Consider the following 16,643-nt stretch of genomic DNA (forward strand, 5'->3'; position numbering starts at 1 on the left):
ATCCGCATCATTACTCGATAAAACATTTATAAATGAACTACTTATGAAATCAGATTACAATAATATCAATGAACATAATACTAACCAGCTGGTTTTTAACTTATTTTAAGTGGACACTAGTGACTGAAATCAATAAAAAAATTCTCTATTTTACCCGAAAATTTTAATAAAAAAGTGAGTGTTGGCCAAATTTTGATTAAGCATTTTTCGACATGCTCGACTAAATTACTGAGAATAATATTGATTTGATTAAAATCAGATTCCAAGTCTTTGATGTTTTCAGCCGTACTGACTTCGGCTGAGGCGATTCCTAAATCCAGATTTACATGTGCATTGATTCCGAGCAATAAATGCTGAACCACTATTGGCCAAAATGTTTCGGCCTGTTGAAAAGAGAATTCCCAGCATTCAGATGCTTTTTGTTTGGCTTTATATTGATAATACGCTTTCAGATATCGATTGGCAAAAATTACGTCAAGTTTTTCCATTCGTTCACCATTCTGAAAAGAACCGTTTTGAATCCCTTCTTTTACTTTCAGGGTAACTTCACGATACAATGCGGTAAACAATCCCAAAGCACTCTGCTCCTGTTTTGATATTTCTATTATTTCATCTAATAATACAATGACTTCATCTATAGTAGCAGCTTGTTTTATACTCATTTTTAATTAATTAAGATTAAATTAGCAAGAGCGAATATAATTATTTTAATCTTTAAAAAAATTAATATTTTAAAGAATTATCCTGTTATTTTAAAACTCAGTTAATGTTTTGATAAACTTTCTACAGCTTTACTGTTTTTAAAAAATACACCAAAAGGAGTATTTTTTTAAATAGGAGCATTATGTAATTTTGAAGTTAATTTTAACTTTAAAAATCATTATTTTATGACAAAAAAACTACTCTTTACTCTTTTAAGTTTTGCGATTTTTTCTATTTCTTATTCGCAACAAGAAGCTACGGATTATATTTCAAATTTAGACGAGCCCTCGGCAATAATCAACAAAGGAAATATATTATATGTACAGGGACCTAAAAAATTGTATGAAATAAATACGGCTTCCGGCTCTCCTACTGCAAATGTAATTTACACAGCTGCAGCAAATTTTTACATGAACAATCTTGCTATTAGCGGTAATATTCTTTACATCTCGGAAGAAAATTACGATGAAGTTGCTAATCAGGCTTTTGGATGTAGAATTATTGCTCTTGACCTCAATAATCCGGGTGCACCTGTTAATGTAATTTATACTACTCCAAATTATGTTTCGGCATTAGCAATTACAGGATCTACAATCTATTTTGCATCTGAATTTGAAGTAGCTCTGGATGATTATACAGTTCAGATTCAAAAAATAGATGTAAATAATCCTGTGGCTACTGTTGTAGTAAACAATTTGGCTGAAGATGAAGAAGCAAATGATATGGCTTTTTATAACAATAATTTAATGATATCTGTAGGTGGTGTACAGAAAGTTTTTGGTTTCGACACTACAGAAACTGTAATTAATGTGTCAGAATACCTTACCGGTTTAAACTATAACAAAGGATTATTTGTAAATGGAAATAACGTATTTATTGCAGATGGAAATCGTATTGGAACGAAACCACTTAATTTGCCAACTCCATTGACTTTTGTGGCTCAAAATACAATTTACAAGGATAACAATAATGGAACACCTTTTAATGCGAATTTCAGAGATGTAGTTTTGATTGGTGACAAATTATACATGACCTTATTAAATCAGGGGAAAGTAGTTACTGTACAGGATGCCACTTTATCTAACAATAAATTCAGTCAGGATTTAAAAGGAGTTTCTGTTTATAATTCAAAAACAGCACTTATTATTTCCGGATTAGAAAACAATCAGTTGGCATCAATTTATACTTTATCCGGACAATTAATTACTTCAAAAGAACTTTCTGCAGGTGAAAACTCAATTGACATCAGTTCATATAGCCATGGTGCTTATATAATTAGATTAGGCAGTAAATCATTTAAATTCATTAAATAGTCTGAAGTAAAAACATTTTTCAATTTATTACAAAAGCTGCAAGAAAATATTTTTGCAGCTTTTTTTATTTATGAAAGAAAAAAAATCAACCTTTGTGTAATAAAAATCTTTAAACTTTTTATAGATGAAAATCGTAATTGTATCCCTGCTTTTGATAATTGGCCTAAACTCATTTGCTCAATCAAAAGATTTTTCCGGCGAATATACACGCACACTTGGTGAGGAAGGAAAGCATGTAATTGAATACAAACTAGTTTTAAATCAGGACGGTACATTTGTGTTTCATTCCTATTCAAAAATAAAAGGCGGTATTCCACCTGAAGTCAATACATACGGAAAAGGAAAGTGGAGTTCAAAAGACAACCTGATTACTTTTTTATCAAATAAAAATGAAGATTTTGACGAAAAATATACTTTAAATTTTAATAATTCAAAAGCTCGATTCATAACTAAAAATCCAAGAGATAAAAGCGATAAAATAGTTAGAACGAAACTTCAGTTTTTAGAATCAGAAATTTCATGGATGCAAAGAATTGATATTTTTAAAATTTAAATTAATTCAAAATCATCATTCAAAAATACAGTGCCAGAAAACGAGGAATTAAAAATTCGTTCAAAACTTAAAATCTTAGTATCTTAGAATCTTAGCCACTTTTTTACAAAAAATACCTAATTTCGCTCTCCCAACAAGAATAGAAAAATGAAGGTCTGTATTGCCGAGAAACCAAGTGTAGCACGTGAAATTGCATCCGTTTTGGGAGCCAATACCAAGCACGATGGTTATTATGAAGGTAACGGCTATGCTGTAACCTACACTTTCGGTCATTTATGCACCTTAAAAGAACCAAACGATTACAAACCACACTGGAAGAGCTGGGATTTGAACAATCTCCCAATGCTTCCTGAAAAATTTGAAACCAAAGTCGTTGAGAATTCTGGAATCCAGAAACAGTTTAAAATCATTAAAAGTCTTTTTGACAAAGCCGAGGTAGTCATCAACTGCGGGGATGCCGGACAGGAAGGAGAACTGATTCAGCGCTGGGTGATGAACGAAGCGCATTATAAGGGAAAAATTCTACGTTTATGGATTTCGTCACTTACCACAGAGGCTATTAAAGAAGGTTTTGAAAACCTGAAACCTTCAGCGAATTACGATAATTTATATTATGCCGGATTTTCAAGAGCCATTGGCGACTGGTTGCTCGGCATGAACGCCACCCGTTTGTATACCGTAAAACATGGCGGTTACAAACAGGTTCTGTCTATTGGACGCGTGCAGACGCCAACATTGGCGATGGTTGTAGACCGTTTTAGAGAAATCGAAAACTTTAAGCCACAACCCTACTGGGAATTACAGACTTTATACAGAGAAACGCTTTTTAGTTATGAAGAAGGCCGTTTTTTAAACAAAGAAGACGGAGAAATTCTGGCAGAAAAAGTCAAAGAAAGTGATTTTGAAATTGTTTCTGTTGATAAAAAAAACGGAAACGAATATGCTCCTAAACTTTTCGACTTAACCGGTTTACAGGTGTATTGCAACCAGAAATTTGGATTTTCAGCAGAAGAAACACTGAAAATTGCCCAGACTTTGTACGAACAGAAAGTTATCACTTATCCCAGAGTTGATACGACTTTTTTACCGAATGATATTTATCCGAAAGTGCCGGGAATTCTACAGAAACTAACCAATTATGCAGAATTGACTCAGCCTGTTTTAGAGAAAAAAATCAAAAAATCGCCAAAGGTTTTCAACGATAAAAAAGTAACCGATCACCATGCTATCATTCCAACAGGAGTTCAAAATAATTTAGCATACAATCAGCAGCAGGTTTACGATATTATTACAAGACGTTTTATTGCCGTTTTTTATGATGATTGTCTCGTTGCCAACACTACAGTTATTGGAAAAGCTGCGGATGTTACTTTTAAAGCCACAGGAAAAGAGATACTAAAGAAAGGTTTCCGTGTGGTTTTTGAAGATCCGAATGCGAAAGAAAAAGAACCCGATTTACTGCCGAGTTTTACTGTGGGCGAAAAAGGACCTCATGAACCTTCTTTTCTTCAAAAAGAAACCAAACCGCCAAATCAGTTTACCGAAGCGACTTTACTTCGTGCTATGGAAACCGCAGGAAAACAAGTTGACGACGAAGACTTACGTGAATTGATGAAAGAAAACGGAATCGGGCGTCCGTCAACGCGTGCGAATATTATTGAAACGCTTTTCAAACGCCAGTATATTGTTCGAAATAAAAAACAGGTTTTACCCACTTTAACCGGAATTCAGTTGATCGATACGATTCAGAATGAATTGGTCAAATCGGCTGAACTTACCGGAACCTGGGAAAAACAATTGAAAGATATTGAAAAAGGAACTTTTACCGCTGCAGCTTTCATCAGAAACATGAAACGAATGGTTGAAGCTTTGGTTTATGAAGTTCGAAGCGAAACCAAACATGCTAATATTTCGCACGCAGCAACGATTCAGAAACACGTTGTAAAAACGGAAAAAGAGAAAAAGAAAGCGTCTGGAATTACGGCAGAAACGTGTCCGAAATGCCAGAAAGGAAATCTAATTAAAGGGAAATCTGCTTTTGGATGCAGCGAATATAAATCGGGCTGTGATTTTGTACTCCCTTTTATTTTTCACAATAAAAAAATTACGGAAAGTCAATATTTACGATTGGTCCAAAAGGGTTCTACAGTTAATATAAAAGGTTTTAAAACCGATTCCGGTACTGTTGAAGGTTTAATTCGTTTTGAAGAAAATTACAAACTGAAATTAGAACCTAAGAAAACCGAGAAAAAAGCAGAAACTAAAGAAAGTTCAGATTCATTAGTTTGCCCGAAATGCAAAAAAGGAACAATACTGAAAGGCAAAACTGCTTATGGTTGTGCCGAATATAAATCGGGCTGTGATTTTAAAGTTACTTTTGATGAAGTTCGAGCTAAACTAAAAGATCAAAAACCGACTAAGGAATTGGTTTATTCGATTCTTTGCGAAGAAAAATAAAAAGTAAGAAGTAAAATGTTAGATGTCTACGAATATACATTTCACATTTCACATTTCACATTTCACATTTCACAAATAAACAATTCTTTTTCATACTTTAGTACAATCAAAAACCTTATAAATATGTTTCAGAAAATTACTGTTATCGCACTTATTATAGCTTTCGTTTCCTGCCAGAAAAAACAAACCGTTGAAAAAGATAAAATCAAAAAAGCAGACTGGTTAATCGGAAACTGGGAGAACACATCTCCAGATGGTCTTTTAACCGAAAACTGGCAAAAATTAAACGATAGTACTTTTAGTGCCGCATCTTATTTCATTAAAGGAAAAGACACATTGCATTTTGAAACTATTATTTTGGCTCAATTGGGTGAAACATTGACCTACAAAGCAACTGTAAAAGGTCAAAATGACGATAAACCGGTTGCCTTTCCTTCTACTTCGGAATCAGATAAACAATTGGTTTTCGAAAACACGAAACATGATTATCCTCAAAAAATCACTTATACAAAAGGAGCTAATAATACTTTGACGGCTGAGATTTCTGGGAATTTGAATGGAAAACCGAGTTCTGAGAAGTTTGTGATGATAAAAAAGTAATTTCTTTTTTTGTAAAATGTAAAAAGTTTTTAGTTCGAAGTATAATTACATTACAAAATGAAAAAATTCACATACGTTGAAAAAACTCCCTTACTCAAACTTATTATTGGCAATCTATTATTTGTACCATGTGTTTTGGTAATAATTTTTATCAATACAGGAAATAATCCACTTCATTTTTTAATCTATTTACTGATAGCTTATTGGGGAATTTTCTTTATCTCTTCAGAAGGCTTGGAAATTGATTTTCAAAACAAAAAGTTTAGAAAACTATTTTCTATATATGGAATTAAAATTGGTCTATCGTGGAAATTTTTACCCGAAATCAAATATTTAGCTTTAGTGGAAACAACTGTAAAACAAACTTTTGGAGGGCGAGGTTTTAAATCTAGTGCCACTACAACTATAACCGAAAAGACAATAAAAATAAATGTTTTCGACCTTAGCGAAAAGTCTTTCACATTATATTTTGCAAATGATAGAAATACAGCTCTAAAAATTGCTTCAAAAATTAAGGAAGCTTATAAAATAGAAGTTTTGACAAATTTTCAATAATAAAAAGAAGACAACAGAATAAATTAGCTACAAAAAAAACTTAGAATCTTAGCGACTAAGAACCTTATCAACTTTAAAAAAAACTACTCATTCTCCCCTATTTTATTCACCATAAAAATCATCAGAATACCTAAAAGCGCCATTACCAGAAACGCCCATTTCATACTCAGATATTCAGAGATAAAACCAACCATTGGCGGAACCAGTAAAAATCCGAGATAACCGATTGTAGAAATAGAAGTTAAGGCTGAACCACTGCTTAATTTTGATGATCTTCCGGCGATACTAAAAACTAACGGAACTACACAGGAAACCCCTCCACCTATTAAGACATAACCAAAAATAGTAGGGTATGCATACGGAAGGATGAAACAAATGGCAAAACCTACAGTAATCAGGATTCCGCTATAGAGCAAAATCTTTTTGGTTCCGAATTTCATTACACCATAATCTCCAAATATACGTCCTAAAGTCACCGCTGTGGCAAAAAACACAAAAGCAGCACTGGTTAATTTTGGAGAAGCTTTTAATATATTTTCAAAATAAATTCCGCTCCAGTCGTACATAGTGTTTTCGCAAGCCATGGAAACAAAGCAAATCAAAGCGAATTTTACCAGATTTTTTTCCGGCATTGAGAAGAACTTCTTTTTAACGGGTACAGGCACATTATGAATACTCAACGGATAAAAACAAGCCGTCAGCGCCAGCATAAAAACACTCACTCCCAACAAATGATGGGATGGCGCAATATGCTGTGTTACCATTACGTATCCTAAACCTGCTCCTGCAAAAACAGCAATACTCCAAACCGCATGAAAACGGGTAATGATTGATTTTGGATATAATTTTTGTACTTCAAGAGATTGAGCATTAATTGATAAATTGAAAATATTACGGGAAGCTCCAAAAATTAAAAGCACAATAACCAACTGCCATACAAAAGCAACTAATCCCGGTAAAGACAGCACAATATTAAACATAATTGCTCCTAAAAGCATGATATAGCGGCTGCTATGTTTGTTCAATAATTTTCCTGTAAAAGGCATTGTCAGCATTAATCCAATTGGAAATGCGAATAAAACAGCTCCGAACTGGGCTTCGGATAAATGCAATTGTGCCTGAATATGTGGTATTCGGGATACCCATGAAGAATATCCAAAACCTGAAAGGAAAAAAAAGACAGTATTAGCTATACGATAGCCACGGGGAGTATTTTGAATTTTTTTGAAGAAAGGTAAAATCATGAAGTCATTTTTCAGACTGCAAAATTAAGGTATTTTGAAGCAACATCCTTTCTTTTAACTTTTCTTAAAAAAGAATTATACAGATACAAACATAAGTACTTAAAAATTAAAATTTTAACAATTTATCCTTTTTAAATTTTTAACTAATGCAATAAACTGGAGAAAATTATATTTATTCATTCTAAATAATATTTGCTAACGCAATATTAATTTTTACATTTGCATTGTTTTTATTTATTCTAAATAAAATTAAATTTCCTTAACCAAAATAAATTTATAATGAAGTATCTAAAAATGAAAACACTCCGTTTTCTATTTTCAATCAGTATGCTATTTTCGGCAATTAGCATGTTTTCACAACAAAACCACGGAAAAATAAAAGGAATCATTACGACCTCTGACGGTGCTCCGGCAGCAGATGTAAATATCATCCTGAAAAAAACAAAATATAATGCCGTAACCAATGACGAGGGAAATTTTGAGTTTAACAGAGTAGCTCCAAATACCTATACATTACAAGTTTCTTTAACGGGTTATGAGACTTTAGAGCAGGAAGTAAATGTTTCTGAAAATGAAACTACTTCGCTTAGTTTACAACTGAAAGTTTCTAATAAAGAATTACAGGAGGTTGTGGTAAGCGGTAAAAAAAGCATTATGTCCAAAAAGACAGATTATGTTGCCAGAATGCCATTAGCTAATCTTGAAAATCCTCAGGTGTACAGTGTAATTCACAAAGAACTTTTACAGGAACAAGTTGCCGTAAACATTGAAACAGCCATAAGAAATAGTGCAGGTGCTGTACCAGTAAGTTATCCTTCGGGTGGAATTGGAATAGGATTCAGAGGTTTTACCGTTGGGGTTAACGCCAGAAATGGTATGGAAACTGTTACGGGGCGTTCTTCTATAGATTTGTCAAACGTAGAACGGATTGAGGTGATGAAAGGTCCTTCAGGAACCTTATTTGGTTCATCTGTATCTTCTTTTGGTGGTGTGGTGAATCTGGTTACCAAAAAACCTTTCGAAACTACAGCTTCAGAAGTAACTTATACTGGAGGAAGTTTTGGTCTTAACCGACTTACTGCTGATGTAAATACGCCTTTAAATAAAGAAAAAACAGTACTTTTCAGAATCAACTTAGCTGTAAATAATGAAAAAAGCTTTTTAGATTATGGTTTCAATAAATCACTGGCTGTTGCTCCAAGTCTTACTTTTAAAGCAAACGACAAACTTACATTCCATTTTGATGCAGAATTGTATAATTCAAACAATACCCGACGAACCTATAACACTTATGATACAGCTTCTGGCATAAACAATCCAGAGCAATTAAAGATAGATTATAAAAAATCTATGTTCCATGATGACAATGATGCGAAAACTTCAGCAACCAAAATTTTTGCACAGGCTGAATATGAAATTTCCGAAAACTGGAAATCTACTACTATATTTTCTTTCGTAGGTGAAGACGTAGAACGGAGCTATCAAAGCTACGCTAACTGGACTTCTCCAACAAACGCTTCCAGAAGAGTTGGACTTTGGGGACCTATTTTTAATAATTATACCAATCTACAGGAAAATATTAATGGTCAGTTTTCTACCTGGATATTCAAACACAAATTTCTTGCAGGTATCAATTTAAGAAAATATGAATCTAACTTCTCAGGAGGAAGAACTGCCACAACCTATCTTGACAATATAGATGTAACTACCAACTTCGCCCCGATTAGAAGAAAAGCAGTAGATGCAGTATTAACGCTGACTACATCTCCGGTTGGAGATCAGGAAACGTTTAGCGCCTATGTTTGTGATGTAATCAATTTTACTGACCGATTATCAGCGATGCTAAGTTTACGTTTTGACAATTTTAACCGTGATCAGGCAGGAACTGTAACTGCATTTCACCAAAATGCTCTGTCTCCTAAATTTGGACTGGTTTATGAAATTGTTAAAGATCAGGTTTCAGTGTTTGGAAATTACATGAACGGATTCCAGAATTATGCTCCTGTACCACAGCCTTCAAGCGGTGAAACATTAGTATTAGACCCTGTATATGCCAATCAGTATGAAGGAGGTATAAAAGCAGAAACTTTTAATAAAAAACTGAGCGCTACTGCCAGCTATTACAATATTACAATTGATAATGGTACCAGAACACTTGCCAATGGAGATACTATGCAGGATGTAAAACAAGAAAGCAAAGGAGTAGATTTTGAATTAATCGCCAAACCAATAAACGGATTAAGTATTATTGCAGGATATGCTTATAATGACAATCGTATTCTGAAAGCAACTAACCCTGAACTTGAGGGAAATAAAGCTGCAAGTTCTCCTGAAAACGTAGTGAATTTTTGGACTACCTATACTTTTCAAAATAAATTTAAAGGATTAGGTTTCGGTATAGGTGCCAATTATGTCGATGATAATTATTTCACCGTTGATAATACTTTTTATATGCCATCTTACATGATCTACAATGCTACTGCATTTTACGATCAGCCAAACTGGAGAGTTGGTGTGAAACTAAACAATATAACCAACGAAAAATATTGGGATATCTGGGGAGCATCACAAGCTCCAACAAACCTTCTGGTAAGTTTATCATTAAAATTTTAAAACTAATTACAACAAAAAACACCTCGCCTCATTAAGGAATGAGGTGTTTTAAATATATAATAACAGCTTTTATTTAAGCAGTTGTAGCGTACTCAACATGACATTTAAAAATTTTATAAAGAAAGTACATTTATGGCTGGGATTATCCTCAGGGCTAATTGTAGTTATACTCGGAATTACAGGCTGCTTGTATGTTTTTGAGGAAGAATTACGGCCTATAGTTCATGACTATTATTGTGTAGATCAGGTAAAAAGTAAAAAACTCCCTGTTAGCCAGTTAATAGAAATTGCAGAAGAAGCCAACAAAAGCAATCCGAAACAGACACTTTCCGGATGCAAAATAATGAATGACGATAAGCGTACCGTAATGATCTGGTTTTTTGAAGAACTAGACAAAGATGCTATTTGGTACTGGAATCGTTATCAGAGTACTTACGTCTATTTAGATCCTTATACAGGAAGAGTAAAAAAACTGGAAGAATACAACTTTGAGTTTTTTGTATTTATACGAATGCTGCATCAAACACTATGTTTTGACAGCAAAATAGGAGATCCAATCGTAGGAACTGCAACCATTATATTTATCATTTCATTAATTACAGGTCTGGTACTCTGGTGGCCAAAAAATAAACAGGTAGCCAAACAGCGATTTTGGTTTCGATGGAAAGATACCACTAAATGGAAACGTAAAAATTATGATTTACATAACATCCTGGGGTATTACATGATGATTTTTGCCTTGATTATTGCGCTTACCGGTTTAGTATGGGCTTTTGAATGTTATGACAAAGGGATCCAATGGGTATTTAATGGAGGAAAAAACATTGAAAAAGATACCAAAGTTATCGAATCTGATACCCTTCATTATACCGAAAATAAACCGGTTGATAAGATTTACAATACCATAAAACAATTGCGGCCTGATGCTAAAAGTTATTTTATGTTTATGCCTAAAGCAAATGATTCATTGGGAACTGTAGGCGCTTTTATCAAACATGAAAGCCGTTTTGATGATGTATCAATACAGTTTGATCAGTACACGGCGAAGCAACTTCTAACCACAACTTACGAAGACAAAAATAATGGTGAAAAATTCCGGTTCATAAATTATGATTTGCACGTTGGAAGTATTCTTGGGTTTCCCGGAAAAATATTAGCCTTTATTGCGAGTCTGGTTTCCGCGAGTTTACCCATTACAGGCTTTTTAATCTGGTGGGGACGAAATAACAAGAAAAAGAAAACCTCTCCTTAATTAGACATTAGCTCAAAAAAAATAATCTTTTTGAAATTAGAAAATTAACCATTTAAAATAATTTATGAACCATTCTAACAAACAAATTCAAAATTTTGTATTTATAGTTTATTCATTCTTATTCTTTTCGCTTAGTTGTGCTGCTCAACAAAACAACGGAAAAATAAAAGGAAATATTACTACTTCTGACGGTGAACCTGCTGCGGGTGTAAATGTCATTCTTAAAAACTCGAAATATGGTACAATTGCCAATGAAGATGGTAATTTTGAATTAAACCGTGTAAAACCTAATACTTATACACTGCAAATTTCATTAACCGGTTATGAAACAGCACAGCAAGAAATAACCGTTAACGAAAATGAGACAACCACAATTAATCTACAATTAAAAGTTTCTAACAAGGAATTAAAAGAGATCGTGATACATAGCAACAAGGCAAATAAATTTGCCGATAGAGAAACAGTTTATGTCGCACGTATGCCACTGAAAAATTTAGAAAACTCACAAGTATACAACACTGTGAGTAAGGAGTTAATAAAGGAACAGCTGGCTACAGATATGTCACAGGTCCATAGAAATATACCCGGAGCAATACCTGGTGCTGCCGGAGGTGGCAGCGTTGGTATTGTATCCAGAGGATTTACTAGTTATCAATCACTTAGAAACGGTATGAATTCTGCAGCTATTGCACCTGAAGACCCTATTAATATTGAACGTGTTGAAGCTATAAAGGGACCTGTGGGCACTCTATTTAGTAATATTTCGACCAGTTTAGGAGGAGTTCTTAACTATGTTACTAAAAAACCATACGAAACTTTTGGAGGCGAAGTATCTTATACAACCGGTAGTTATCAACTAAACCGAATAACGGCTGATGTAAATACGCCTCTTGATAAAGAAAAAACATTGTTATTTAGAGCTACAGCTTCGTATCAAACAAGAAATGGTTATGTTAATGGTGATGGGGCACTTTGGGCAAACAGCTATTCTTTTTCTCCAAAATTAACTTATAAAGTGAATCCAAATCTTACTTTAGATATTGATGTCGATATTGTTAGTCAAAAATACAATGCCACTTATGTTTATACTATTGGCTCTGGAGTTACTGCAAAAAGTTTAAAAGATTTACTTCCTTATGATAAAAGTTTAAGCAGTAATGGTCTTGCCAATTATAACTTCATGAATAATGTAAATGTTACAGCAAATTATAAAATTTCGGAAAGTTGGACTTCACAAACCAGTTATATGTTTTCTGAAGGACATTATCCAAAACAATATTTATATTCAGCTGCTACTTTTACAAGCAATACTTCTGTTAACAGAGTCGTTGGATTATGGGAACCTGATAATAAATTTGGTCAAACACAGCTACAACAAAACTTTGTTGGTGATTTTAAAATAGGTAAACTTAGAAATCGCATTGTCGCAGGTATAGATTGGTCGCAATATTACTATGGATTAAATCGTCCTTTAGCATTAACCGATGGATATAAAGATACAGTAGATCTAACCAAACCTATTCCTGAAATTAGTCAAACTCAGGTAGAGACGGCAAATTCATTAGTTAAATACAATTTTAGAAGTTCTAAACTGGATCAATATAGTGCTTATGTTTCAGATGTGTTAAACGTAACAGATAACTTATTGGTAATGGCAAGTTTGAGACTTACCCGAGCTATAAATAATGGCGTATACTCACAAAATACAGGATTAATAACTGGTAATTATAACCAAACACAATTCTCTCCAAAATTAGGCATCGTTTATCAAGTGCTGAAAGACAAAATATCACTTTTTACCAATTACAATAATGGTTTTGTAAATGTGGCACCTGCTCCAACTGCTCCTAATGGAGATATAACTGTATTAAAACCACAGCAGGCTAATCAAACTGAAGGAGGTGTAAAATTCGATTTATTTAACGGTAAATTAAGCAGCACATTTAGTTATTACGACATTCGGGTGACTAATGCTACCTATCCTGATCCTGCAAACGCAGCCTATACAGTACAAAATGGAACGCAGCACAGTAAAGGATTCGAAGCGGACGTAATTGCCAATCCTATTGCAGGACTGAATATTGTTGCTGGTTATGGATTTAACGAAAACATATATACTAAAAACTCAACAGCTCTTCAGGGTAAATTTGCAACCTTTGCACCTAAAAACATTGCAAACCTTTGGATTAGCTATAAAATAATGAAAGGCAAATTAAGCGGCCTTGGTCTTGGTGCAGGAGGGAATTATGTAAGTGACTCCTGGTACAACACATCTAATACTTTTATATTCAACGGCTACACTGTTGCGAATGCATCTGTTTTTTATAGTACTGAAAAACTTATCCTAAACCTTAAGCTAAATAATATTACCAATGAACAATATTATATTGTAGGAACAGGTACACCTCAAATGTTGAGAAATATTGCAGTAGGTTTTACATACAAATTATAAAACTCTTTTTTAGTTATTCTTTTTAATAAAATCAAGGCTTAGTTTGCTTATTTAGTTTCTTCAAACCGCTAAGAACATGCTTTATATTTTTAAGAGTTAAAATCTTAAGAAAAAAAAATAGGGACAATCAGGTATACAATTTTAATGACGAAATATGGTAATCGATAATAATTCTTTAGCTCCTAGAAACATTGCATTAAATAAGACATTAAAGCTTTAAGATTTTAAATCTATCTATATTACACCTCTATTTAAAACTTCTTCTAAATAGAGGTGTTTTTTTGTTAACCTAAAAAATAATTATTCCAACACTCTCTACCACAAATAATATTTTACATTTGCCTGTTTTTAATTCAAAACAACTAATCTAACCAAAAACATGGCCTTTTTTAATCTTCGAATTCCACATTTTATTTTTATAATTTGCTTGTTTCTAATTTCAGCAACAAATACTTTTTCCCAAAACAACGGCAAAATAAAAGGTAAGATAACTACCTCTGATAACGAACCTGCTGTGGGTGTAAATGTCATTCTTAAAAATAGTAAATATAGTACAGTAACTAACGAAGAAGGTGTTTTTGAATTTAACAGAATAAAAACCAATAATTACATTTTGCTGGTTTCCTTGCCCGGATATGAAACTCTTGAACAAACTGTAAATTTTGAGAACGGCGAAACAACTTCTCTAAATCTTCAATTAAAAGTTTCTAATAAACAATTACAGGAAGTAACAATATACAATAACAATAAGGCAAAACTTTTTCCGAAACAAAGCACTTATGTTTCTAAAATGCCTCTGAAAAACATCGAAAATCCTCAAGTTTATAATGTTGTTACAGCAGACTTATTAAAAGAACAGGCAATAACCAATTTTGAAGATGCCTTAAAAAATGTACCCGGTATTCAAAAATTATGGGAATCTACAGGTGCTGCCGGAAATGGAGGTTCCTATTATACCTTGCGTGGTTTTGAAACACAAGCAAAAATTGTAAATGGATTACCTGGCTTGACAAACGGTAGTCTGGATCCGGCAAATATTGAACGTATTGAAGTTATAAAAGGACCATCCGGAACTTTGTTTGGCAGCAGTCTTGTTTGTTATGGCGGATTTATAAATACCGTAACCAAAAAACCGTATTCGGGTTTTGGTGCAGAAGTCTCTTATCTTGCCGGAAGTTTCGGTCTGAACAGAGTCACCGCAGATGTAAACACTTCTATAGATGAATCTGATAATGTTGCCATAAGAGTCAATGCCGCCTTTCAGACAGAAAACAGTTTTCAGGACGCAGGTTTTCGCACTTCTTACTTTTTAGCACCTGTCCTATCCTACAAGGTCAACGAAAAATTATCTTTCCTTATTAATACTGAATTTATGCAGGAAGAAAAAACAACACCTACAATTTTATTTTTGGGAAGAAGTAAACCATTACAATTCAGTAATCTTGAAGAGTTAAATTACAATACAAAGTTATCTTTTACCATTAATGACCTATCCATTAAAAACCCAAAATACAATTTGCAGGCATTGATGAATTATAAAATATCAGACCAATGGACTTCGCAAACGGCATTATCAAGAGGGTCTACAAAATCTAAAGGATATTATTCATACATTAATGACAATCAAAATGGGGATGGGGATTTTGGAATCATTATTACAAAAGAAGATTCTTTCACAACAACTACTGATATTCAGCAAAATTTTGTTGGTGATTTCAAAATTGGCAGCATGCGAAACCGTATTGTAATCGGGCTTGATTATTTTCAAAAAAATGTAATGTACGGAGGTACCGAATGGGTTGGAGTTTACAACGTTACCCCTCAGGGTGAAGTGAGACAATATGATGAAAATAATCCGAATTATTTAACGCAGTCATCTGTCGACAAACTACTTTCTGCTACAGACACCAGTAATTATAATTCGAGAAATAGTACTTATAGTGCTTATGCTTCTGATGTAATGAATATTTTTCCTAAATTGATTGCAATGGCAAGTTTACGTATTGACTATTTTGACAATGAAGCTGACATTACAAATGAAAAGGATGATTATGACCAAACGGCATTATCTCCTAAATTTGGCTTATTATACCAGCCAATTGAAGATAAACTGTCCTTATTTGCCAATTACATGAATGGTTTTAAAAACGTTACTCCAGGTAATAGCCCAACTGGAATTCAGAACTTCGAACCGGAGCATGCTAACCAATTAGAATTTGGAATCAAGGCAAATCTTTTAAACGATAAATTAAATGCTACGGTAAGTTATTATGATATCAAAGTAGCTAATTTGCTAACTGCTGATCCTGCTGATATAAAAAGAAGTTTGCAAGGCGGTGAAGCCCAAAGCAAAGGTTTTGAATTTGATTTGAATGCTTCTCCAGCAAAAGGTTTACATATTATTGCCGGATACAGTTATAACGACAGTAAAGTAACCAAAGGCGACATGAAAAATGTCTGGCTGGAAGAAGGAAAAAGACCCATGTGGTCCGGACCTGAAAATTTAGTAAATCTTTGGGCAACCTATAAATTTAATAATGGAGCCCTGAAAGATTTTGGCTTCGGCTTTGGAGGAAATTATGCCAGTGAAAATGCAGTCGTAAACAGCGTGACTCTTGGAAAATTTGTATTGCCATCTTATACGGTCATGAATAGTTCTGTTTTTTATGGCTCTAACAAATTCAGGGTTGCTTTAAACATCAATAACATTGCAAACAAAGAATACTTTAATGGCGGATGGGCAACTGTAAATCCGCAAAAACCAAGAAATGTTGTAGCGAGTTTTACCTATAAATTTTAAAAATAATTATAAAGGAGATCCAAAATTGGTGCCTTTAATTTTTAGTTTATGTGTTTAAAATATTCAAAGTTTTTTTTCATGCGAACTAAACAAAATTTATTG

General features: G+C 33.5%; 11 protein-coding genes. 9 read left to right on the plus strand and 2 right to left on the minus strand.

What is annotated here, in order from left to right; translation table 11 throughout:
• Positions 1-116: 116 nt before the first annotated feature.
• On the minus strand, positions 117-662 hold the full coding sequence (locus AAEO57_RS15250; protein ID WP_341693889.1) for a DUF5995 family protein: 546 nt from the start codon (positions 660-662) through the stop codon (positions 117-119).
• 225 nt (positions 663-887) lie between these two features.
• On the opposite strand from AAEO57_RS15250, the gene AAEO57_RS15255 reads away from it, so the two are divergent.
• From AAEO57_RS15255 to AAEO57_RS15275, 5 genes are all read left to right on the plus strand, one after another.
• Entirely contained in the window at positions 888-2,015 is a 1,128-nt protein-coding gene (locus AAEO57_RS15255; protein ID WP_341693890.1) for a T9SS type A sorting domain-containing protein, read from the plus strand.
• A 124-nt stretch (positions 2,016-2,139) separates the two neighbouring features.
• Positions 2,140-2,568 carry a hypothetical protein gene (locus AAEO57_RS15260; RefSeq protein WP_341693891.1) on the plus strand — a complete coding sequence of 143 codons (429 nt, stop codon included), beginning with the start codon at positions 2,140-2,142 and terminating at the stop codon, positions 2,566-2,568.
• Between the two features lie 147 nt (positions 2,569-2,715).
• Positions 2,716-5,025, plus strand: a complete 2,310-nt coding sequence (locus tag AAEO57_RS15265) for a type IA DNA topoisomerase (RefSeq protein ID WP_341693892.1) — start codon at positions 2,716-2,718, stop codon at positions 5,023-5,025.
• 123 nt (positions 5,026-5,148) lie between these two features.
• A complete protein-coding gene (locus AAEO57_RS15270) occupies positions 5,149-5,625 on the plus strand; it encodes a DUF6265 family protein (protein ID WP_341693893.1) in 477 nt (158 codons plus the stop codon).
• Between the two features lie 57 nt (positions 5,626-5,682).
• Complete coding sequence (locus AAEO57_RS15275; protein WP_341693894.1) at positions 5,683-6,180, plus strand: hypothetical protein; 498 nt, start codon at positions 5,683-5,685, stop codon at positions 6,178-6,180.
• Positions 6,181-6,263: 83 nt separating this feature from the next.
• On the opposite strand, the gene AAEO57_RS15280 is transcribed toward AAEO57_RS15275, so the two are convergent.
• A complete protein-coding gene (locus AAEO57_RS15280) occupies positions 6,264-7,424 on the minus strand; it encodes an MFS transporter (protein WP_341693895.1) in 1,161 nt (386 codons plus the stop codon).
• Positions 7,425-7,703: 279 nt separating this feature from the next.
• Here AAEO57_RS15280 and AAEO57_RS15285 point away from each other — a divergent pair, with 279 nt between their 5' ends.
• The 4 genes from AAEO57_RS15285 (at position 7,704) to AAEO57_RS15300 (ending at position 16,541) form a co-directional block, all read left to right on the plus strand.
• Positions 7,704-10,037, plus strand: a complete 2,334-nt coding sequence (locus AAEO57_RS15285; protein WP_341693896.1) for a TonB-dependent siderophore receptor — start codon at positions 7,704-7,706, stop codon at positions 10,035-10,037.
• Between the two features lie 97 nt (positions 10,038-10,134).
• Positions 10,135-11,289: a PepSY-associated TM helix domain-containing protein gene (locus tag AAEO57_RS15290; protein ID WP_341693897.1), complete on the plus strand. Its 1,155-nt coding sequence runs from the start codon at positions 10,135-10,137 to the stop codon at positions 11,287-11,289.
• Between the two features lie 64 nt (positions 11,290-11,353).
• Entirely contained in the window at positions 11,354-13,741 is a 2,388-nt protein-coding gene (locus tag AAEO57_RS15295; RefSeq protein ID WP_341693898.1) for a TonB-dependent receptor domain-containing protein, read from the plus strand.
• 379 nt (positions 13,742-14,120) lie between these two features.
• Positions 14,121-16,541 (plus strand): TonB-dependent siderophore receptor, encoded by a 2,421-nt coding sequence (locus tag AAEO57_RS15300; protein WP_341693899.1) that lies wholly within the window; start codon positions 14,121-14,123, stop codon positions 16,539-16,541.
• Positions 16,542-16,643 lie beyond the last annotated feature (102 nt).

Origin of the sequence: Flavobacterium calami (assembly GCF_038290035.1) — a bacterium.
GTDB classification, from domain to species: domain Bacteria; phylum Bacteroidota; class Bacteroidia; order Flavobacteriales; family Flavobacteriaceae; genus Flavobacterium; species Flavobacterium calami.